Source organism: Hyphobacterium sp. CCMP332 (assembly GCA_014323545.1).
GTDB lineage: Bacteria > Bacteroidota > Bacteroidia > Cytophagales > CCMP332 > CCMP332.
On sequence record CP058647.1, the window covers coordinates 1,353,661 to 1,376,885 of the forward strand.

General features: G+C 38.4%; 17 protein-coding genes. 6 read left to right on the forward strand and 11 right to left on the reverse strand.

Annotated features, from left to right (window positions below; genetic code table 11):
* The first annotated feature begins 1 nt into the window (after position 1).
* Genes HZR84_05950 through HZR84_05965 form a run of 4 tightly spaced genes read left to right on the forward strand, consistent with a single transcriptional unit; the run spans position 2 to position 4,798 of the window.
* Positions 2-1,399 (forward strand): dicarboxylate/amino acid:cation symporter, encoded by a 1,398-nt coding sequence (locus HZR84_05950; GenBank protein ID QNL21494.1) that lies wholly within the window; start codon positions 2-4, stop codon positions 1,397-1,399.
* Positions 1,400-1,443: 44 nt separating this feature from the next.
* Positions 1,444-2,022 (forward strand): NifU family protein, encoded by a 579-nt coding sequence (locus tag HZR84_05955; GenBank protein QNL21495.1) that lies wholly within the window; start codon positions 1,444-1,446, stop codon positions 2,020-2,022.
* Between the two features lie 34 nt (positions 2,023-2,056).
* Positions 2,057-4,486: a gliding motility-associated C-terminal domain-containing protein gene (locus tag HZR84_05960; protein QNL21496.1), complete on the forward strand. Its 2,430-nt coding sequence runs from the start codon at positions 2,057-2,059 to the stop codon at positions 4,484-4,486.
* A 6-nt stretch (positions 4,487-4,492) separates the two neighbouring features.
* Complete coding sequence (locus HZR84_05965; protein ID QNL21497.1) at positions 4,493-4,798, forward strand: DUF4286 family protein; 306 nt, start codon at positions 4,493-4,495, stop codon at positions 4,796-4,798.
* Here HZR84_05965 and serS read toward each other — a convergent pair.
* Positions 4,795-6,066: a serine--tRNA ligase gene (serS, locus tag HZR84_05970; protein QNL21498.1), complete on the reverse strand. Its 1,272-nt coding sequence runs from the start codon at positions 6,064-6,066 to the stop codon at positions 4,795-4,797. The genes HZR84_05965 and serS overlap by 4 nt on opposite strands.
* A gap of 231 nt (positions 6,067-6,297) precedes the next feature.
* Between serS and rho the strand changes: the two genes are divergently transcribed.
* Positions 6,298-7,863 carry a transcription termination factor Rho gene (rho, locus tag HZR84_05975; protein QNL21499.1) on the forward strand — a complete coding sequence of 522 codons (1,566 nt, stop codon included), beginning with the start codon at positions 6,298-6,300 and terminating at the stop codon, positions 7,861-7,863.
* 20 nt (positions 7,864-7,883) lie between these two features.
* Here the strand turns inward: rho and HZR84_05980 are convergent, their stop codons facing one another.
* A complete protein-coding gene (locus HZR84_05980) occupies positions 7,884-8,522 on the reverse strand; it encodes a hypothetical protein (GenBank protein ID QNL21500.1) in 639 nt (212 codons plus the stop codon).
* Positions 8,523-8,618: 96 nt separating this feature from the next.
* Here HZR84_05980 and HZR84_05985 point away from each other — a divergent pair, with 96 nt between their 5' ends.
* A complete protein-coding gene (locus HZR84_05985) occupies positions 8,619-9,374 on the forward strand; it encodes a histidine phosphatase family protein (protein QNL21501.1) in 756 nt (251 codons plus the stop codon).
* Between the two features lie 2 nt (positions 9,375-9,376).
* On the opposite strand, the gene HZR84_05990 is transcribed toward HZR84_05985, so the two are convergent.
* From HZR84_05990 to HZR84_06030, 9 genes are all read right to left on the reverse strand, one after another.
* Positions 9,377-10,192: an energy transducer TonB gene (locus HZR84_05990; GenBank protein ID QNL21502.1), complete on the reverse strand. Its 816-nt coding sequence runs from the start codon at positions 10,190-10,192 to the stop codon at positions 9,377-9,379.
* Between the two features lie 156 nt (positions 10,193-10,348).
* Positions 10,349-10,999 carry an energy transducer TonB gene (locus HZR84_05995; protein QNL21503.1) on the reverse strand — a complete coding sequence of 217 codons (651 nt, stop codon included), beginning with the start codon at positions 10,997-10,999 and terminating at the stop codon, positions 10,349-10,351.
* A gap of 281 nt (positions 11,000-11,280) precedes the next feature.
* A complete protein-coding gene (locus HZR84_06000) occupies positions 11,281-12,078 on the reverse strand; it encodes an energy transducer TonB (protein QNL21504.1) in 798 nt (265 codons plus the stop codon).
* 55 nt (positions 12,079-12,133) lie between these two features.
* Complete coding sequence (gene vanZ / locus HZR84_06005) at positions 12,134-12,514, reverse strand: VanZ family protein (GenBank protein ID QNL21505.1); 381 nt, start codon at positions 12,512-12,514, stop codon at positions 12,134-12,136.
* 1 nt (position 12,515) lies between these two features.
* Complete coding sequence (gene gcvH, locus HZR84_06010) at positions 12,516-12,893, reverse strand: glycine cleavage system protein GcvH (protein QNL21506.1); 378 nt, start codon at positions 12,891-12,893, stop codon at positions 12,516-12,518.
* Between the two features lie 60 nt (positions 12,894-12,953).
* The gene (gene sprA, locus HZR84_06015) at positions 12,954-15,044 is read right to left on the reverse strand and encodes a cell surface protein SprA (protein ID QNL21507.1); all 2,091 of its coding nucleotides are present in this window, start codon (positions 15,042-15,044) and stop codon (positions 12,954-12,956) included.
* Positions 15,045-15,065: 21 nt separating this feature from the next.
* Positions 15,066-20,297, reverse strand: coding sequence for a cell surface protein SprA (gene sprA / locus HZR84_06020; protein ID QNL21508.1), 5,232 nt, complete (start codon positions 20,295-20,297; stop codon positions 15,066-15,068).
* 14 nt (positions 20,298-20,311) lie between these two features.
* Positions 20,312-20,902, reverse strand: coding sequence for a Holliday junction branch migration protein RuvA (gene ruvA / locus HZR84_06025; GenBank protein ID QNL21509.1), 591 nt, complete (start codon positions 20,900-20,902; stop codon positions 20,312-20,314).
* A 7-nt stretch (positions 20,903-20,909) separates the two neighbouring features.
* Positions 20,910-23,171 carry an NADP-dependent malic enzyme gene (locus HZR84_06030; protein QNL21510.1) on the reverse strand — a complete coding sequence of 754 codons (2,262 nt, stop codon included), beginning with the start codon at positions 23,169-23,171 and terminating at the stop codon, positions 20,910-20,912.
* Positions 23,172-23,225: the final 54 nt, after the last annotated feature.

Consider the following 23,225-nt stretch of genomic DNA (forward strand, 5'->3'; position numbering starts at 1 on the left):
AATGAAGAGATTCCCCTTGCATATAAATATCATTTTTGGATTAATCCTCGGAATTATCTGGGCTCTCTTATCCAGTTATTTCGGATGGTCAGAATTTACCATAAAATGGATCGATCCATTTGGATTAATTTTTATCCGATTGATGAAACTCATCGCTGTTCCTTTGGTCCTTTTTTCAATCATTCAGGGCGTTTCGGGGTTGAGCAATATCGGTAAACTGGGAAGAATTGGTGCAAAAACACTAGGGTTATACCTCATTACAACCATGACAGCAATAACGGTTGGGTTGCTGATTGCAAATATTGTAAAACCCGGGGCATTGATAGATCAGGAACAAAGGAAAGTAAATCGCAAAAGCTATGAATCATGGGTGGCTCAAAAAGATGGGGTAGAAATTCTGGATGGAAGAAATTTAACGGAAGCCGGAGCACCAACAAAGACGATTGAAGAAAAAGAGGAGTTTATAAAAGAAAAAATGGAATCGGTTGAGAAAAGAAAAGAGCAGGGACCCTTGCAATTTCTGGTGGATATGGTTCCGGAAAATATTTTCTTTTCACTAGGTGATAATAGCCTGATGCTGCAGGTGATTTTCTTTGGAATATTCTTTGGACTTTGCCTTCTCATGATTCCCTCCGAACAATCACAAACTATTATTTCGGTGGTAAGCGCGCTCTCAGAAGTATTTCTGAAAATGGTAGATATTGTAATGCAAGCAGCACCATTTTTTGTCTTTGCCTTATTAGCAGGGCAAGTGTCTAAAATGGCCGGTGACAGCCCCTCTCAGGTGGTTGAAATATTTAAAGGTCTGGGTTGGTATTCGCTTTGCGTAGTTCTGGGATTGGGCATTTTACTTTTTTTGATATATCCGGGAGTTATCAGTGCCGTTATCAAAAAGCTCAGCTATAAGAATTTCTTCAGAGCAATGAGTCCGGCACAATTGCTAGCCTTCTCCTCCAGTAGTAGTGCGGCCACTTTGCCGGTGACTATTGAATGTGTTAATGACAATTTAGGCGTGAGTAAAGAAATTACAAGTTTTGTATTACCGATCGGCGCCACCGTAAATATGGATGGCACAAGCTTGTATCAATCTGTCGCTGTACTTTTTTTAGCACAGTTACACATGGTTGATTTAACACTTGGACAACAACTTTTGATCGTCCTGACAGCTACGCTTGCTTCGATTGGTTCTGCTGCTGTTCCCAGCGCCGGATTGATTATGTTGATCATTGTACTCGAATCTGTGGGTCTGAATCCCGCCTGGATAGCCATAATTTTTCCGGTGGATAGAATCCTTGACATGTGCAGAACCGTTATAAATGTCACCGGTGATGCTACCGTTGCCAGTATTGTAGCCAGTACAGAAAATGAAATAAATTATTCAGTGCAAGATCATGAATAAGAACTTAAAAAGGAAATACCTTGTTGAATCACAAAGCCAAAAAAATGGAGCAAATTAAAAAGCATATAGAAGTTTATACTGAAGCAAATCCAAACCCGAATTCTTTGAAGTTTGTGGCCAATTTTCTTATTTCCCCCGATAATAACAGCTACGATTTTGAAAGTGTACACAATACTGAAAATTCTCCCCTGGCAAAAGAATTATTTGCTCATAAGTTCGTAGAGCGTGTTTTTATTATGAATAATTTTGTGACCGTCACAAAAGATGAAACAAGTGAATGGGCAGACATAATTCCTAAGCTTAAAAAAACCATCAAAAACTATCTTGAAAGTGGAGAAGATGTAATCCGAAAATCGCAAAATGACGCGAATGAGATTCAGGATTCAGATCCTGAAGAAGTTAAAAAAATTAAGGAAATACTAAATGAATACATTCGTCCGGCGGTAGAAATGGACGGTGGATCTATTCAATTTTCCGACTATAAAGATGGTGTGGTTAAAGTTGAATTGCACGGAGCCTGTAGCGGTTGTCCCTCATCAACACTGACGCTTAAATCCGGAATTGAGAACCTCCTTAAAAGATTCATGCCGCAGGTTAAAGAGGTCGTTGCTGAAAACAAATAATTCGTATTTTAATGTATTCAAACAATGGGTTTGTATGCATATCATATTCCAAATACGAATTTCTCTCTTTATACTTGTTGTCTTTCTGACATTTGGTGTTACAAAGGCCCAGGTTTCAGTATCTGATACCGGTTCTATACAGCAAATTGTTCAATCGCTGGTTTCTGAAGGAGTTGTGGTTCAAAATATTAATCTCAATTGCCCAAGTGGGGCGTATGGAACATTTGCCGATACCACAAATACTTTAAATATTCCCAATGGATTAATCCTTACATCGGGTTCAATATTCGACGCACCCGGACCAAATGACGCGCCGGGCAGCGGGACCGATAACTTTTCACCCGGCGATCCCAGCCTGGATAGTTTAATTTTGTCAACAGGCGCAAACACGCAAGATGCATGTTTTGTTGAATTTGATGTCATTCCCTCTTCAGATACGCTCCAGTTTAATTATGTTTTTAGTTCAGAGGAATATCTTGAATTTGTAAATGCTGGATTCAATGATGTTTTTGGATTTTTCATTAGTGGCCCGGGCATAAGTGGAAATAAAAATATTGCCATAATTCCTGGTACGGTCAATACTCCGGTATCAATTGATAATGTTAACAATGTATCTAATTCTGCATTTTATGTTGACAATGGAGATGGAACGACACCTGCTTTAAATCCTAATCTGCAATACGATGGGTTTACAACGGTTTTAACTGCAAAAACTCCGGTTATTCCATGCCAGACCTATCGCTTAAAACTCGCTGTTGCCGATGTTGGAGATGGTATTCTGGATTCGGGTGTATTTATCGAAAAAGGGAGTCTTGGCAGTTTTGGAGCTCGAATATTGCCAAAATCCGTCTATACGCGCTTTGAATATGGCGTGGAAGGATGCAACAATGGAAAATTTGTTTTTATTCGAACCATAGAACCCAGTTTTCCTGTTCCCCTGCGTTGGGATTTGGGAGGTACGGCTCAAAACGGAATTGACTTTGTAGATCTTAATGGAAATCCGGTTGGCGATCGCGATACGATTCCTGCATTTGTGGATTCCATAGAACTGTTTATTGTTCCAATAGATGATACTATTGTTGATCCCTTGGAAACCATCGTGTTAACACTTTTTGATCCATGCGATGACACCACATCTGTTCCCACCGGCGATTCTGTAACCTTGCTTATCCGCGAAACCTTTGTTTACGATGCCGGACCGGATGACAGTGTTTGTGTTGGCGAAGCGGTGGAATTGAATAGTAATTTTCTTGATAGTGATAGTATCGTTTGGTCTCCCGGGAATAGTTTGAGTTGCAATATTTGTCCAAATCCTTTTGCCTCACCACAGATTACCACCAATTACATTGTTCAAGTACAGGATTCAGTTACCAAATGTCTGGCTTTGGATTCGGTAGAAGTCCGTGTTTTTAATTTTCCTTTGGCCAATCCTGTTTCTTTTTCAGATTCTGCATTTACAGTATGCAATGGTGCGCCCATTGCAGTTGATCTTAACGTTGTACCGGATTCTACTTACAATTCGCTGATTTATTCCTGGGATTCTACCACGGCCCTTGTTTTAAGTCCCGATTCTTCAAGAACAGTATTGCGAACATCGGTGGATAGGTATTTCCCTTTTGAAATTACCAATGAAAAGGAATGTACCAGTCGCGATTCCATCCTGATTACAGTTTTTCCAAAAACAGACATTTTTCTTGAGGATATCCCTGATTTGTGTTTTGGCGATGAGATTTTTATCGAACCTGATTTAATAACCTTTCCGGAATATTCATACAGTTATGAATGGATCCCAATAGGATCCGATGCAAATCCTGAAGATATTTCAAATCCAAATGCTGCGAGCAGCACAATTAAACCACAGGGAAGTGGAGACCCGAGTTATGAGTATATCGTTTCAAATGGCGTTTGTAATGACGCAATTCTAATTGAATTTGAAGTGAAAGAAGAAATTGAAGTGGATTATATCTATGAGGATCTTGGGGAATTTCCCCTGGCTCCTATCGAAGTAAATTTCGAAAACAACACCTTTTTAATGTTCAGATACAATTACCAATGGAAAATATTTAATGCAGAGATCAATGTATTGATTGATAGTTTTGAATCTGAAAATCTTGATTATATCTTTAACTACCCCGGACAATATCGAATAGAACTTCAGGCCAAAGATGATTTATTCGGTTGCGAAAACAGCATTTCTTTTACTGAAGAAATAAATGGGGTCATCAGGCCAAACGTAATTACCCCTAATGGAGATGGCTTTAATGACTTTTTTGAAATCCAGGCACCTCCAAGCCAGGTTTGGGAAATAAGTATTTATAATCGCTGGGGGCATAAAGTATTTTCCAGTGAGAATTATAAGAATGAATGGGCGGCTGAAAATCTTAACTCAGGTGATTATTTTTACGAAATGCGGCTCAGCGAAAGTGACCTGAGATACAAGGGTTGGGTAAAAGTTTTAAAATAATCTTTAATGTATATATACAACGTGACAGTTTCCCTTAGTTCAGAAATTGAAAAAGACTGGTTGAAATGGATGAACGAGGTCCACATTCCCGAAGTACTCGAAACCGGTTATTTTGCCGGACATGAAATGTTTCGTGTCCTTTTAAATAAGGAAGACAATTCGGTGACCTACTCAATTCAATATCGTTTTTCAGAGATGAAAGATCTACAACTCTACCAGGCAAATGCTGCACCCGCCCTTCAAGCTAAACACAGCGAACGCTTCAAGGATGAATGTGTGGCTTTTAGATCAATTCTTGAAAAAGTCTATTAAATTTTATCAAAACCCGTATAGGCCTGCAATGCCTTGGGAATTGATATGTGCCCGTCTTTTTGATTATTTTCCAATAAAGCCGCCACTATTCTCGGCAAGGCCAATGCACTACCGTTCAAGGTATGAAGTAAACTGGTTTTACCTTCTTCATTTTTATACCTCAATTTAAGTCTATTGGCCTGGTAGGTTTCAAAATTGCTGACCGAACTTACTTCCAACCATTTTTTTTGTGCTGCAGCAAATACTTCAAAATCAAAGGTCAATGCCGAGGTAAATCCCATATCTCCACCACAGAGCTTAAGTTTTCTGTAAGGCAATTCCAGTTTTTCAAGCAGAGAAGCAACGTGTTCACACATTTCATCTAATGTTTTATACGAATCTTCGGGTTTGGAAATTTGAACGATTTCAACTTTATCAAATTGATGCAATCGGTTTAAACCGCGTACATGTGATCCCCAGGATCCGGCTTCTCTTCTAAAACAGGGGGTATATCCTACGTTTTTAATAGGTAAATCTGAATCCTTTAAAATAACATCCCTGTATAAATTTGTAATGGGCACTTCTGCAGTTGGAATTAAAAATAATTTTTCTTTCTCCACTTCGTACATCATTCCCTCCTTATCGGGTAATTGACCGGTGCCATAACCCGATTCCTCATTAATGACAATGGGCGGCTGTACTTCATCATAGCCCGCATTGCCAGCTTCGAATAGAAAGAAATTGATCAGTGCTCTTTGAAGTTTTGCCCCTTTCCCCTTATATACAGGAAATCCCGCACCTGTGATTTTTACACCCAGTTTAAAGTCGATGATATCCAAATCTTCAATAAGCTCCCAATGCGGCTTTGCATTTGATTGTAGTTCGGGAGTTGTTCCGGATTGAAATACATTGATATTATCTTCTGCAGAATGGCCTGCCGGAACAGATTCATGCGGCGCATTTGGAATCTGATAAAGAAGCTGAACAAGCTTATTTTCAATTTCCTTTAAGGAATTGCCCAATTCTTTTGTTTTCTGTTTGAGTTCTGAAGAACGCTTTTTAGCCTTTTCTGCTTCTTCTTTATTTCCGGATTTCATCAAAGTTCCAATTGACTTGGCGATTTGATTTGCTTCAGCAAGCAAATCGTCATTTTCTCTCTGAATTGCTCTTCGCTTTTCGTCTTCGGCTATAATTTCTTCGAGTATACCACCCGCATCTGCAATATTTCTTTTGCCTAAAGCCTTTGCAATGGATGCCTTATTCTGAATAATATTTTTTAACTCTAACATTTTAGGGTATTTACAAGCGCGAAATTAAGAAAATTGAAGTTCAAGATGATTTTTTTGAATTTTTTGGACATAAATGAATAATTTCTGTCCGATTCTTTGAAATTATTGTGCGCTTGTTCTATTATTGCATTACCTATAAACGGTCAAGAGTTTCCCTGATTCGTTTACAACCAATCATTTTTTACTTCTATTCTAATAACGTATAAATTCTACACCGATTAATTTCACATTATGTATACTCTCGAAGAGTTAAATGTCAGACTTCTTTCTGAACTTAAGGATATCGCCCAGGAACTGGAGATCGCCAACTTTAAAAAACTTCAGAAAAAAGATCTTATTTACAAAATTTTAGATGTTCAGGCCGCTTCACCTGACAAGGTCAAAAAAGTCATTTCCAGCAATGGAGATGGAAAAGACAAAAAAGAAGCAAAACCGGTTAAAAAAGAAAGTCCGGAAAAGAAATCCAAAACAGATGAACTTTTTGATATATCACTGGACGAAGATGATGCTGATTTCAAGCTTCCCGATATAGAGGAAGTTGAAGAAAGCGGTTCTGATGATAACAGAAAAGGAACTGCAAAGCCCGCCAATAAAACGGTAGATAAAAAGGGACAGGATAGAGATAGAGCTCAAGATAAACCTCAACACCGTCAGAAAAAGAATCTCCCGAATTTTAAGGAGTTTGATGGCGTCATTGAAAGTGAAGGTGTTCTTGAAATCATGCAGGACGGCTATGGATTTTTGAGATCCACAGATTATAATTATCTCGCCAGCCCGGATGATATATACGTTTCACCTTCTCAGATTAAACTGTTTGGTCTGAAAACAGGAGATACAGTTCAGGGTCAGATTAGACCTCCAAAAGATGGAGAGAAATATTTTGCGCTTTTGAAAGTTGTTAGCGTTAACAACAAAACCACTGAGCAAATAAGAGACCGAGTGCCTTTTGAGCATTTGACTCCTCTATTTCCGGAAGAAAAAATCAATCTCAGTACCAGTCCGGGACAATATTCAACGAGAATACTCGATCTTTTTGCTCCTATTGGAAAAGGACAAAGAGGTATGATTGTTTCTCAGCCAAAATCGGGTAAAACAGTCTTGCTTAAAGATGTAGCCAACGCGATATCAAAAAATCATCCCGAGATTTATTTGATGATTTTACTAATCGATGAAAGACCCGAAGAGGTAACGGATATGGCCAGAAGTGTTGATGCCGAAGTAATAGCTTCGACATTTGATGAACAAGCTGAGCGCCATGTAAGAGTAGCTACAATGGTTATCGAAAAGGCTAAAAGAATGGTAGAATGTGGTCATGACGTAGTCATCCTTTTGGATTCTATTACAAGATTGGCCAGGGCTTACAATACCGTAATTCCTTCATCGGGTAAAATTCTTTCGGGTGGTGTGGATGCAAATGCACTTCATAAACCAAAAAGATTTTTTGGTGCAGCCAGAAATGTTGAAAATGGGGGTTCATTGACAATTATTGCCACAGCCCTAATAGAAACGGGTTCAAAAATGGATGAAGTGATTTTTGAAGAATTTAAGGGAACAGGTAATATGGAATTACAACTTGACAGAAAACTTGCGAATAAGCGAGTTTATCCTGCTATCGATATTCCTGCTTCCGGTACCAGACGTGAAGACCTGTTGATGGATAAGGATGAACTTAACAGAGTCTGGATTTTAAGAAAATTCATGAACGATATGAATTCCATTGAAGCCATGGAATTCCTACTTGAAAGAATCAAAGGGACAAGGAATAATGATGAATTCCTTATTTCAATGAATGGATAAAAAAACAACCCTCGAATTAATTAATTTGGGGGTTTTTCTTGTTCCAATATTCTAATAAATCTCCTTATTTCTTTATCGAGTTCCTTACTGCTTTTTTCAAGCATTTCCATATAAGGATCGTATTTATCTTCCAGTTTCATTATTTCAATCAAACCCATTATTCGCGCAAGGGGAGACCGAACCCGATGTGAAGTGGCGAAATTGATGTTGTGCAGTTCGCGTATCCGGCGATTTAATTCATCCGAAAGATTTTGTAGTTTTCTTTCGTAGTACTGATCAATTGTGATTTTATCAATTACTCCGCTAAAACTTTCAATTTGCTTGTTTTTATCTGTATTGATGCTATACCGCCCCAGGTAATATTTGTATTTATCCTTTGATTCCTCTTCACTAAATTGAATTTCAAATGATTTTTCGTCTAAAGCCTTCTCAAGACAAGCTTTTGTAAATGGCTCATTGTCTCCAAAAAAATCTATTAGTTTTAATTTTTTTAAATCTCCTTCCGTGTCAAATTCTTTTTTATAAGAATCGGTCAGGTCTACAAGCTTCAAATTATCATAAATTGATTCAAGTGACTTCGTACTTTGATCCCATTCAATATTTTTGGACAGGACAAAGAAAAAACCTAATTCATCCTTATCGTAAGGAAGATTGTACATAGATTAGAATTGTATTACACGATTAGTAAGACCAATAAAACACAAATTTAGCTTTTTCAAATTGAATCCTTAGTATTAAAACTGTATTATTAATAAATGCTTAAAAAGTTTTGTTTTGCTGTCCTGTATTTGACCTTTTTTTACATCAATATAGGAATTGCTCAAACCTCCATAGAAGAGCTCAAGCAGGCCTATGCCAAAAATTCAGGTGGATCTAAAGAAAATTGTCTTTTAAAAATTATCACTTCTGAAGCAAAAAATTATCCGGACAATCAAAGAATACAACAAATTATCTTAATCAGACATGGTGAGCCCTTATTGCCAAAAGATGGTCTATTTACTTCTTATATGGCTCAGGAATACAGCCGATTGTATGATGAAGTCGAGGTAATGGACTTTGAACAAAGACCTGTTTGTCTGGAAAATCTTGATTTAGACACTATTTACGCGAGTAATCTTGTCCGCGCCAAAAATACAGCACAAAAAATTATTGAGAATAGAAATATCCATTTACAAAGCGAAAAGCTTTTTAGAGAATTTGAAAGGGAAATATTGCCTGTTCCATTTATACGTTTGCCTCTTAATTTTTGGTTGGTTTTTTCAAGATTAATGTGGTATGCAAGATTGAATACATCAAATATAGAAGGCTACGACATGGCCAAAAAAAGAATTGCCTATGCTGCTAAATTTCTTGAGTATAAAAGCAATAAGAATGATTTAACGCTACTTGTAGCACATGGTATGTTTAACAAAAGTTTGGCCGCTGAACTCAAAAAAAGAGGCTGGACATTGGTTTACAGCAATGGTTTGGGTTATCTGAATGTCAGGGTACTGGCCAAACAAACTGAATAATACTATTCCAATTTAAAGAATACAGGCACTGTCATTCTCACTTTTACGGGCCTGCCTCTCTGTTTTCCCGGATTCCATTTTGGTGCGCTTAAAACAACTCTTAAGGCCTCTTCGTCACAACCACCCCCTATTCCTTTGACTACTTTGGCATTAGTAAGAGAACCGTCTTTATCGACCACAAATTCTACAAAAACACGACCGCTAATACCGATTCTTCTGGCTTCATCAGGATAGCGGATATTTTCACTTAGATACTCGTAAAAGCTGCTTATACCACCAACAGGTTGAGGTTGATCCTGAACTACTAAAAATATTTGTTCTACATCTTCTTCTTCCGGTTCTTCAACTTCAGGAAAATGCTTAGTTACTTCTTCAATCTTGGTTTCATTGGTAATTTCGACATCAAGATTTATTTCGATTTCCTGTTCAATAACCTCCTCATCCGGTACGGCAACTATTTCAGGTTGTTGCAATTGTGGTTTAGGAGGTGGAGGCTGAGTGGTTTGAGGGATTTCATATACTTCTTCAAAGTCATCTTCTACTTTTCCCAGAGAAATGATTTGTTTTTCATCATAGCTCTTCCACTCGATAATTACATTGACTAATACCAAAGTGAGAACAAAACCAATCCCCAGAAGCAAGGCATAATAACGATCCAATTTGGCTATTGAGATCTTTTTTACCTTGAAATCCAAATGATCAAGACGGCCATGACTCAATGCAAATGAAGTACTGTTATCAATTGCAAACTTTAAAATAAGTATTACAAATAGAATTACTGCGAAAAAGGCTCCTATAACTAATAATATCTGTAACATAAAATATTGCTTTAGATAAATGTAATTTTGTTTTTACAGCTCTAACATGATTATTTTTTATTTATGTCTATGATTTTAATCAGTTATATAATATTTAAAATTTAATATTGAATCTAGTTATTTTTTAGTCGCAATACTTAGACAAATGGTCTTTTTTCAATGAAACTTTAATACAATCGGAACAATAATTTTCATTCGGATCGGTCTTCCCTGATTCATTCCATATTCCCAATCAGGAGCGATGCTAATTACTCTTAATGCCTCTTCATCGCATTCTTTGCAAAGGCCTTTCATCACTTGAGCTTCGGATAAGGAGCCATCTTCATTGACCGTAAACTGAACTACTATTCTTCCTTCTATGCCATTTCTTTTTGCCGTTTCCGGAAATTGATAATTCTTTGCAATAAACCTAAGAAAATTTTTCATCCCCCCCTTTGGCCCTGGATTTCTGTCAACTTTTTCGTAGGAATCAAAGACTTTTACAGTTTCTTCAGGTGCTTCGTCAAATTTTATAATTTCTGTCGGTGCTTCGTCCAGGTCATTTAACCAGTCTATTTCAATGAGTTCATCTTCCTCTATTATTTCCTTGACTTCCACAATTTTTGGTTTAACAATTTTTGGTTTTGGAGGAAGAGGAATTTCAGTAATTGGAATATCTGTGAATTCTTCAAATAATTTTGACTCCTTTTCAAATTCAATAATTGTCTTTGAGTCATAATCCTTCCATTCAAAAGCTGTGATAACTAATAAGAGGGCGATTACAAAAGCTGCTGATTTTATTGCCTGTCGATATTTGACTAAATCCACTGATGGATTTTTTTTTAGGTAATAAACCGATCTCCCAGCTCTATTAATTTTAGGATAGGATTTTTTTTGGTGATGGATAAAAATTTTAAATAGAAAGGTCGTAGTTATTAACAGCAACAATAAAGCTACTGTGATGAATACGATCATTGTTTTGGCGTTTTATTATCATTAAAATACGTATGTGTATATATAAAACGATTAAAGCCAACAAATCGTGTATTATCTGAAAATCATAAAAAAAGCCAATCTGCAGATTGGCTTTTATTTAGTATGATTAAGTTTTAACTCAGTTTAAAAAACACAGGTACGGTCATTTTTACTTTGACCGGTCTACCCCTTTGACGGCCCGGAGTCCAGTTAGGCGATGATTTTACTATCCTTACAGCTTCCTCATCACATCCGGCACCAATGCCTTTTACTACTTTTACATTGGTCAACGCACCGTCTTTATCCACTACAAACTCCACAAATACTCTGCCTTCCACACCCATTCTTCTGGCTTGCTCCGGATAACGTATATTTTTACCAAGATATTCATAGAAGGCACCCATACCGCCTTTAGGCTCGGGTTGGTCTTCTACAATTAGAAATACCTGCTCTACTTGTTCTTCCTCAGGCTCATCTTCAACCACAACTTCCTCAATTACGGTTTCTTCCGTGACCTCAACATCGAGATTTACTTCTATTTCTTCTTCAATTTCTTCTTCATCAGGCACTTCGATGATTTCAGGTTGTTGAACTTTTGGCGGTGGTGGAGGTGGTTGCTGAGTTGGTGGAATTTCGATTACATCTTCAAAATTATCTTCAACCGAGCCCAAATCTATGGTTGATTTTTCATCGTAATCCTTCCACTCAAAGGCGGTTATTACAATTCCCAAACTTATAACCAATCCTATATTGGCCAGAAGCCCTGAATATTTATGAATATTCGAAACTTCGTATTTCTTTTCTAAATGATGAGAATCTGCATGTTTGCCTTCTTCCATATATTTTGACGTTCGTTTATCAATAATAAATCTGAAAAGAAAGATCAAAAATACAAGAAGGAATAAGAGACCTCCTACAATTACCAGTGCCATAGTATTATGTTTTAGAGTTTAAAGTTCTATAATCCAACGATTAAATCAAAGGATTTTATATAAGCCTTGTTTTATATATCATAAAAAACATAAATCTACCAAAAATCACGCCAAGTCCATTTGCCACTGCGTCCCATATTTCAAAATTGCGATCAGGGATATATTGCTGAATAAATTCCAATAAAGCACCATAGCTGATTAAACTGAAAATCGTTAAATAATAAATATTAAAATGATAGCAGCCATCGGAGTATTGCTTGTTAAATCCAACGATCATTAATAATGAAAGTAAGGCAAAGGCAAAAAAATGAACGAGTTTATCAAATCCCAATAAATTGAAAAATTCCAAATTAGGCAGACTGCCCCCTGGGATTAATATAATTGAGCTTACAATTATGGCCCAAACAATTGTAAATATGTGATATTTAATGGTCAATTTATTCTATTGATCCTTCGTAAGAAGCCGCATCTAAAAGTGAATCCAGTTCGGAAGGATTCGACATCTCAATTTTAATCATCCAGCCCGCTCCATATGGGTCATCATTAACTTTTTCCGGCGAAGACTCAAGGTCTTCATTCAATGCGATTACCTTTCCGCTTACCGGCATGAACAAGTCAGCGACCGTTTTAACCGCTTCAACAGATCCAAAAACATCTTTTTGATTTAAATCTTCATCTAATTCGGTTATATCAACATAAACGACATCACCAAGTTCCTGCTGGGCGTAGTCTGTAACACCAATTGTTGCGACATTGCCTTCTACACGAACCCATTCGTGATCATCTGTATATTTTAAGTCTTTTGGGATATTCATTGCTCTGTTTTTTGGTCAAAATTAATAGAATTTCATGCAATTAAAACCAAGTGCTAATTTTTATCCTGATAAGCTAAATCGCAATTGAATTCCAAATGCAGTACTTGTGGATTTAAAGGAGGTTGAAATTTTTGGATTATTGACATTTCTTTCAAAATAAGCCTGTAGGGATAGTCGCTGGTTTAGCATGTATTCAATGGTAGGTCTCAATTGAAACACAAAATTTCCTGCTGTTATTAAGCCGTTTTGATCAATTAATCTTTGCGTGGTTTCCGAGTCCCTGAAGGTCACCTGAGTTCGCATGGTCAAATCATTTTTTAAGGTCACCGTTCTTCCCTGCACCCTAAATGGCAGTTTCATACCTGCTTTGGTATAGCCAAGGCTAACTACATAGTCGTTATTATTAATTTCCGTGACCGACCTGTTGTTAACATTTAAAGAAACATTTCGGCTTACACGGTACTCAAAGCTGGCATTGATCTTACTTTTTGTTCTGACGTTAACCCCAAAGAGAGGCGAAAATGACTCATTGATAGTAACGGTGGGAATTATAAAAACAGGCACATAGGTGAAGCCGATAGAGTCTTTTTCTGTCTTTATCGTCGGATATGGCGGTTGTAATTCATAGGTAAATAAATCTATGCTCGATTCGATATACTCCCCTGAAGAATTGTAATTGCTTACTGCATATGTGGATGAATAGGCATGATTTAAATTTATTGAACTGAATTTCTTTTTCAGCCATTTTACTTTACCCAAACCGGCATAATCCACTCTCCAATTCGGCAATGGAATTGTGGGAAATTGCTCAATACTTGAACTTCCGGCATCTCTTCCCGTGTATGCCATGAAAAATGAAGAAATGAGAACTTCCTGATTATTTAAATCGTATCCAGACCCATTTGGATTTTCCTGATCCAGTCGAGCTCTTACGATAGCTCTGTTGTTTTCAAATTGTTGAAACACTTCGGTTACGTCTTTTCTGCCAGTAGCATTTGGACTAAATGCCGTTTTAATTGATATGGTTGAAATGGTGTAATTTCCATTTATTTGAGGCTGGAACCCTCTTTCTTCAGGAAACCCCGCTGCTCTGACTATGTTTCCCAAACTGTCAAATTCAGCTATGGAATATCTGAACTGTTCTGAATAATTATCGGATTTTGACCTTTTTGCATCCAATTGAATTCTAAAATCCCGAATGGGTTCAAGAGAGGTTCTGAGTTGAATGGTTTCTGTTCTGCCCTGTGAAAATTGTGAGAAAAAGTTTTGATCTCGCGTAAGCCAACCATTTTGAGCTGCCCTGATTCTGATATCCGGGTTTTGATCACCCATTATAAATTTCCAACCAGGGGCGCTGGTGGTTGCGTAATTCAGCCCTGGATCATAGTATCTCCGATCAACCCCTACAATATCAACTTCAGGCATATAACCAGGTAAAAAGGTATTTCTGGTCAATGTATAAGTTCCATTAATGCTTTTGAGCGACATCAATACACGCAAGCCCGCTTTTAATCCTTTTAAGTCTTTTTTCTCTTTTTCTGTGCTATCCTGTTTGGCATTGTTATTTCTTCGGGCCGGGGTCCTTCTCAAAGTCCTTCTCCTGGGTTGATTAACCTCCTTTAAAAATTTTGATTTATTGTAGAGCTTCAACATGTCAATTCTTCCATTTACAGCTGTCGTTTGTCTGTTGGAAATACTATTTCCGAGTCGGACAACCTGTCTTGATGCCGCGTTCCAGTCGTAGCCGGCCGTATAACTGACATCCGCATTCATCCAGTCGATTAATGGGATTTTGCTGAGTGGCACTTTATAGTTTGCTACAACCGTTTGTGTGTAATTGGTCATTCTTCCCAATTCGCCGATTTTTTGAAATAGCTCATCCCTGTATTCGCCTTTGTTTGGTTCACCTTCGGGTTCATCTATGATGGCTCTGACATTAACATTATAATTTAGGCTTAAACTCTTTGTAATATTCCAACGAACGGCATAAGTCCTGTTAAATGTGAAAAGCTTTTGATAAAAAGTCTCCATGCCAATTGTATTCAGTTCATTATTTAGGTTTTGTGTTTTGGTGAAATCTCTGTTTAAATCACCTCTAACTGTATATGAATTGGGGAAGGGCGATAAATTGAAGTCCTTTATTAATTTCAAATAGGCCTTATCAAGGAATTTTTATCTTTTGAAAGGTTCAATGCTTATATTTTTGGCCGAGTAGTTATAGCCAATGCCAAATGTGTGGTTGGTTCGTTTAAAAACAGCAATGGTGGGGCTGTTCCGTAAATTTTCTGTGTAACCTGCGGAAAGATTTAAATTCTCAATATCGTAAATCCTTGATTTGGCATTTGGATTGGTTTTTATCTTTTGAAGGTTGGATACTCTGAAACTTCTGATCGTGTTATTGGTCGTCACTTTATCCTCATATTCCTTGGCCACCTCTGCTCCGGATTCCGCTTCTATCGCATCGAGTTTGTTTTCAAGGCGCACATCGGGGTCGAGTGGGTCAAATTTTGGTGTTACTCTTGACCTTTCATAACGAACAAAAAACGGCACCTTCAATCCAACTGACTCCGGGATGAATTTATCAACATTAATATTGGATTGAATGTCGTATTGCTCTTGTGTTGATCGCGAACGATCCGAAATTTTATCGCCTATTGCTCCAAACCCTTCGGTGACATATTTACCGGAAGTGGTCACGGTAGCAAAATCAGCCAGTTTGGAATTGACTCTCGCCGTTGCTGCCCAACCTGCGTTTTTGTCAAATTCAGCCACGCGAAGTTCATTAAACCACAAACAAACTGATTTTTGTTCATTAAGCTGCTCACTATCAAGGTATAAATTTCTAACCCCTAGCATGACAGTTAGAACATTGCTTAAATCTGGATTTCCTTTCACCGAAATGGTGTATTTACCATTTTGATATTCGTAATAATTTACATCGCTATCAGGATTTGGGCTCAAGCCGTTTCTCTCTCTTCTCAGGGCTTTTGCTTTGGTAAGATCATCGAAAAGTATGTCAAATTCATTGCTTTCAGGCCAGATTTCTTCCGCTCCTCCGGCACCAGGATCGGTGATGTCTAAAGGAATTGAAACTTCATAATAATTGTCTTCGAAATCCGTTCCGATACGGATAAACGCTGCCATCTCTCCATCTTCCGCGCTTTGATCCGGAGAGTGCGCATGTACATACATTCTCAATCGTTTATAATTTAGGAAATCGAAGGTAACATTTTTGAAGACGGCTCTGGCCCGGTCGTTTCGCAGATCGTCCACACAGATTTGAAGCGATTGCTCATTGAGTTGTCTTGAAACTTGTGAGGTATTATCAAAATCACGAATTACGCCCGGTGGTAGCACATATGGTGAATTGTTCGCATCTCCCTGACCGTTTTCTTCAATATTTACGGTTGAGATGAAAAGGTTGCTTCTTTGATCATTTACAGGTTCTAAACCGGTATTTCTTGCTGCAAACTCATCTTCATAGCGTCTCCACTGACTCGATACCAATTGAAGATTTACAAACCTCAAAACAACAGGTTCCTCCCAGCCTGTTAAAAACATTCTCATCCATTTTATTGAATTAAAAGTCAGCCCTGAGCCGCCCTCCTGAGAAGCCAGGCTATTTTCCAACTCCCGAATTGGAATTCTGAATTGATACCAGCTGACATCCTCTCCATTGACATTGGCCACCACTCTGTCGGTAATGTACCCATTTCCTACTTGCATTTGCGCAGGTTTGAGGTCTATCTTGTATTGAAAATATCTATTGAGCGGATCAACATTAAAATTTTGATTTAAATCTTCATCATCGGGGAGAGGACTATTCGATGGTGTAAAAAGATTGCTGTTGTTTTGAGCTGGGGAATTGCCCTGATTTCCATTGAATTTTTTATATCTCTCAATTACTGAAGGCTCTGAAACCGGGTAATCTCCTTGCAAGTAATAAACGAAATCATCATTTGAGGGATCATCCAAAAGTCTTTGAGCTGCATCGGGATTTGCAATTTGCGATACCGCAGTGATATAAGGTTGATATGGACCAAAATTTCTTTCGCCTTCATTATTTAAACCATCCAAACCGATATCCTGCTGATTTCTGGCGTCCGGATCATTGTCAAATGCTCTGGTTACATTTGAAATGGTCGGTACCTGAGCCCAATCTGTCGCTTCTGTAGCACCGACAGGAGGTAAACCGTTTTCAAAGGAATATTTTCCGTCTTTTAAAACGTCTTCTGAGATATCTCCAAGGTTAAAAAAGAGAGTTCCTCCCGTTGTATTATTGCTTCCTTCTGTCCCATTGGGACCTGTGGCCACTCTTCCATTATCCCCATCGAGGAATGGGTCCATCAACCAAAATTCGATGTATTCAATATTTGCTGCATCAAAATTATTATTGAATGTAATTGGCCTCGTTATCCCCGCCCACTTGCTTTTAGCTACTTCGGGTCTGAATTTTCCGGTATTGAGGTCAATTTCAGAAAGATTGGGGTTGTAATTATAGGGCCCTCTTTCGGTCGGAAAAAAAGCTAGGTCAAAAGTAAATTCATTAAAATTAACTGCCTGTCCTTGTCGGTTCGGAAACACCTCGTTGAAGCCAACGGCTCTTACATAGTGGTTTGCCAGCTGTTCCTGAGTAATGTGATCGGGCTTTCCCCTCCCCTGTTGACGGTAAAAAACATTATCAATGGTATACCATGCCAGTCTTGCACGATTATATCCGAATTCCAGACCATTCAATGAACTTTCGGGAAAAAGGAGCGGTGTGGATGCCAGTTTCCATGAATTAGGCACCCTGGTAAAATCGTAAGGTATTTCAGCTCCCTCGAAATCGTCGATATAAGAATTTCCTCCCGAACCCAATCTTCTATGCGATCCGGGGATAAGGTAAGCTGCTTCGGCATTTACGGTTACTGAAGATTTTTCTTTTGTAGAAATCAACGGAATAGCATCTACGGCTTTGGTCAATAATCTGGATTCCTTCGACATACTCATGTCCATTCCCACCATTACATTTTTTGTGGGTTCATCGCCTATGTTTACCCTTGTAATGATAGGCCGCTCATTTAGCATCATGAATGTACCCCCCAGGTTTACATCGCGATTTAATTTATAATCGAGTCTTGCCCCAAAGAGTGATCTTTGTTGAAAATTAAAGAGATCGGCTTTCTCGTATTGTATTCTAATTTCACTACCAGAGTTCAGTACGCCCTCATCGGTGATCAATACGCTTCCAAGATTGTAATTCACTGTAAATTGCTGGCCTTCCGTAAGCTCAGAACTCCCTGCAAATACCTTCACCGAGCCTCTGGCAATATTGAATCCCGGTAGATTGATTTCTGATCCTGCCGAACCCTGATAAGATCCTTTAATCCTGAATTTATTTTTATCAGCTTGCAGACGCGCGATAGCTCTGGCGCCAGTATATAAAGTATCAAATGCATACTTATTGGCCAATAAGCCTTGTTCCTGATCAAATACCTCTTCTCTTAAATAGGACCCAAAGGGTTCCAGTTTTGTAAAGAAGATTTTCCCTCTTCTTACATCGATAGTAACAGGTTCATAAATCAGATTGGTTGAATTATCGACAAAATCAAAATTTCCATCTGCACCCGGATCATTATTGGGATTTAATTTATCGACTTCAAGCAATTGAACCAATGGAACATCTTTAATTCCGGGCCCACCTTCATGCAAAGAGGGATTATCAACACCTGAAGCATCATCCCTGTATATCACGCGCATTTCAAAGTTTTGCTGGGAAATCTGATTGGCACCTAATGAATAGACGTTTTTCATCATCAGATCCCATGTGGGATTATCCAAAAGAGGGCTCGAACTAGGCCTAAGCAATTTTAGATATATATTTTGGCGGTCTCCAAGGTTACTGTAATCCTCCTGCAATTCCCCAACCTTGTAATTTCTTCCGTTGACAGAATATTCAAAGGCCACCGCTACAACCACATCCTGCTGGAAAGATTGGTGAATGGTTATATATCCAAGTTTTGGATGAAAACTGTATTCTGAATCCGTAAGTTTTCTTACTCTATCAATGGTTTCAAAATCCTGCCCCGGCAATAATCCGTAAACCTCAAGATTCGCTACTGTTCCATCATTTCTAATGGCCTGATCGGAACGCATGGTTTGATATAAATTATTATTCTCATTATCAACCGGTGCATTAGGGTTTACTGTAAAGCCAAATTGTGCATTATCCTGGATTCTGGTAATTTCAGGACGAGCTTCACCCAAATCGGTAAAAGCGATCATGTTTCTTTGTGACTGGGTTTCCTGGTTTCTGTTGGTTACATAAACTTCAACCCTATTAATAATTACCCCGGAATTTATAATTGGATAATTTTCAAGCCAGGTTTCATAATTATCGCGGAAATAATGGGATAAAAAGAAATGTCGGTCTTCATCGTAATCTGAAACCGGAATATCAAATTCTGTATTTTGAACACCTCCGGAACTGATGGTAATGGATTCCGTTCTACCCCTCTGGTTCGACACAACTGCTTCAACATTTAGCTTGCCGAATTTTAGTTTTGTTTTAACACCCATTAGGTTTTGTGAACCCTGAATCAAGGCACTCGGTGGGTTAAAGGAAATGTTTCCCGCTTCAATATCCTGAATGATATCTTCTTCAAAACCCTGATAATCTACTTTTACCTGATTCTCAAATTCAAATGATGCTTTGGTATCCCAATTGGCTGTGATTTTAAGTTTTTCTCCTACATTTCCTACCAGGTTCATACTGATTTGTTGATCGAAATTAAATCCTCCATTTCGTTGTTGTCGAATTGGAATTGCCGGATTATCTACTCTTTGCCATCTGGCTCCGAAATCGAGGGTTACAAATCCATTTGGCCGTATATCCACATAATTCCCTCCAAAAATTCTGTCAAAAGCCGGGGATAAATATATTTTGGGGATCAGGCTTCTGTCATTTCCAAGTGGATTATCATCGCCCTTGCTGCCTGTTTTTTCCATGAAATACTGGCGATCCATCTCTGCTTTTCGCATTTCATAAAATCGATCATAAGACATGGTCGTTGGGGGTCTGTAGAGATCGTCACCAACTTTTTCGGTTATGGTAAAATTTTTAAGGCTATCATCGATTTGTACATCCGTATCGATATTAGATGGAAGTCCTAAATACAAGGAAGACCGCGAAAGGCGGTCGGTCATTGAATTTCCATAATAATCTTGTGTACCAAAATTTGGTCGCCGGCTGGGCTCATAGGGTTTTATTGAGTCCGTATCCAATGAATCAGGAGGAACCATTGCGCCCACCAATGAAGATAATTCCAGAAATTCGCCAATAGCGATTCCTGCAAAGCCTTCTCCTATTGCGCATAAGAGAAGAATGAATATTCCACATATGAAGCGTAATTTAAAACTCAAACGTAGACTGAGGTTTAGGCAGATTTTAAAACTGACTTAATTAATTCTTCTAACCGGATGTTTGTTCCCTTGTCTCTCATCACATTATCAATTGCTTTTTCTGCTGCGGCTTTAGTATAGCCGAGAGTTAATAAAGCGGATAACGCTTCTGAGCGCATAGTATTGTCAGTTCCGGAAGAATTTAATGAGGAATTTTCAAGGAGTTCATCAGGTAATTTGTCTTTTAATTCGAGGATAATTCTCTGCGCTGTTTTAGCACCTATTCCCTTGACGGCCTGGATGACGCTGACCTGTGAATTAAGAATGGCAGACATAAGGTCCGAAGGCTTCAAGCTGGACAAAAGCATCAATGCTGTATTTGGCCCGACCCCACTTATGGAAATTAATTGTTGAAAAACCATTTTTTCTTTTTTGTCATTGAAACCATAAAGTGTGTGTGAGTCCTCCTTGACATGAAAATGGGTATGTAAAAATACCTCTTCTTTATCGCCTATTTCAGAATAAGTATTAAGTGAAATTCGTACTTCATGCCCAATTCCATTGACATCAATTATAAAGTGTGAGGGGTCCTTAAAGACTATCTGACCTCTGATGAATGCTATCATTTGTTTTCTATTTGCTTTGGGCATCAACCACACCCACTGCAACCATATTTATAATTTCTCTTATTGTGCTTCCTTGTTGTAAAATGTGAACCGGCTTATTCATTCCCATGAGAATCGGACCGATCGAATCCATTCCCCCCAGTTCCTGTAATAGTTTGTAAGTAATATTCCCTGAAGCAAGGTCAGGAAATATCAGTGTATTGGCACCGTCTTTTACCAGGGTGCTAAATGAAAAATGCTCTTTTTGAAGATCTGGGCTAATTGCTACATTGGCTTGAAATTCACCTTCAATTAATAAATCCGGGAATTTCTCTTTGGCTTTTTTAACCGCCTTCATCATTCTTTCAGGCACTTTACCTTTGGCAGAGCCAAAATTAGAATAAGAAAGCAGACCAATTTTAGGCTCTAAGTTAAAATTCTTAACTGCCTTGGCTGTCATTCCTATAATCTCTACCAAATCATCTACATCGGGTTCCCGATGGATGGTCGTATCTGCGAGAAAAAATATCCCTTTCTCATTGATCAAAATGTACATTCCGGCCACCCGTTTCCATTCCGGATCAGCGCCGATAACTTCCAGTGCCGGACGAATGGTTTTAGGATAATCTCTGGTCAACCCGGAAATCATTACATCTGCCATTCCGGTTTCCACCATGGCAGCGGCAAAATAATTTCTATCCCTCATCAATTTGGTGGCCATATATTTCGTTACACCTCTTCTTTGTCGTTTTTCGTAAAGAAGATTTCCAAATTTCTCACATAAGTCCGGTGTGAGGAAAGGATCAATAATTTCGCATGCATCCAGATCCAGATTATTTTCTTCAATCAGTGCTTTGATCTTTTTTTCATTACCCAGAAGAATCGGGAAAGCAATGCCCTCATCAAGAGATGCCTGAGCTGCTTTTAAAATGGTAAGATTATCGCTTTCTACAAATGCAACTTTTTTGGGATCCTTTGTCGCCCTGTTAATAATTCTGGAAATTAAGCGCTGATCTATGCCAATACGTTGTAAAAGGTCATTTTCATATTCTTTCCAATCAGAAATGAGCAATTGAGCTACATTGGAATCCATTGCAGCTTTTGCCACCGCCGGAGAAATTCTCGTAATCAATCGTGGATCGAGTGGTTTTGGGATTAGATAATCTTTGCCAAAGCTGAGGGTATTATTTCCATAAGCTTTATTAACGATCTCAGGAACCGGTTCTTTTGCCAGGTTGGCTATGGCATAGACCGCAGCCAATTTCATTTCGCTGTTTATGCTTTTAGCTCTTACATCAAGCGCTCCGCGGAAAATAAATGGAAATCCCAGCACATTATTGACCTGATTTGGATGGTCTGATCTTCCCGTTGCCATATAAATATCTTTCCTGGTTTTCATGGCCAGGTCATAATCGATTTCTGGAACCGGATTTGCCAACGCAAATACAATAGGATCCTTATTCATATTCTTGAGCATTTTAGGACTTACCAAGTTGCCTACAGACAAGCCTACAAAAACATCGGCATCTATAAATGCATCTTCAAGCTGAATCTCTTTATCCGTGCTTGCAAAAGCCCTTTTAAGATCATCAATATCTTTTCGTTTTTTGTTAATCAAGCCCTTGCTGTCAAACATGAAAAGATTTTTTTTCTGCGCACCAAGTTCAATCATCAGGCTGGCACAGGACAATGCTGCCGCGCCTGCTCCATTAAATACAATTTTAATGTCCTTTATTTTTTTGCCATTCAAATCCAACGCATTTATCAGCGCAGCACAGGAAATTATTGCGGTGCCGTGTTGGTCATCGTGCATGACAGGAATATCCATTTTATCCCGGAGTTCCCTTTCTATTTCAAATGCTTCCGGCGATTTGATGTCCTCCAGATTGATCCCTCCAAAAGTCGGTTCCAGCGATTTGACAATTTTTATAAATTCTTTCGGATCGGTTTCGTCTATTTCCAAATCAAATACATCGATTCCTGCAAATTTTTTAAAAAGCACGCCTTTACCCTCCATTACGGGCTTACTTGCCTCAGGCCCAATATTTCCAAGTCCTAATACGGCTGTGCCATTTGAAATAACACCTACAAGATTGCCCTTGGCTGTATAGCGATATACGTCGGTAGGATTTTCGGCAATATCCTTACAAGGTTCTGCAACGCCCGGTGAATATGCCAATGCCAGGTCTTGTTGTGAGCTTAATGGTTTGGTAGGAATAACCTCTATTTTTCCCGGCTTTCCCTGCTCATGATAGGATAGAGCATCCTTTCTTCTAATCTTAATAGCCATAGGCGAGGTTCTTTAATGGCAAATATAGCCATATCAATAAGTAATAATCAATTG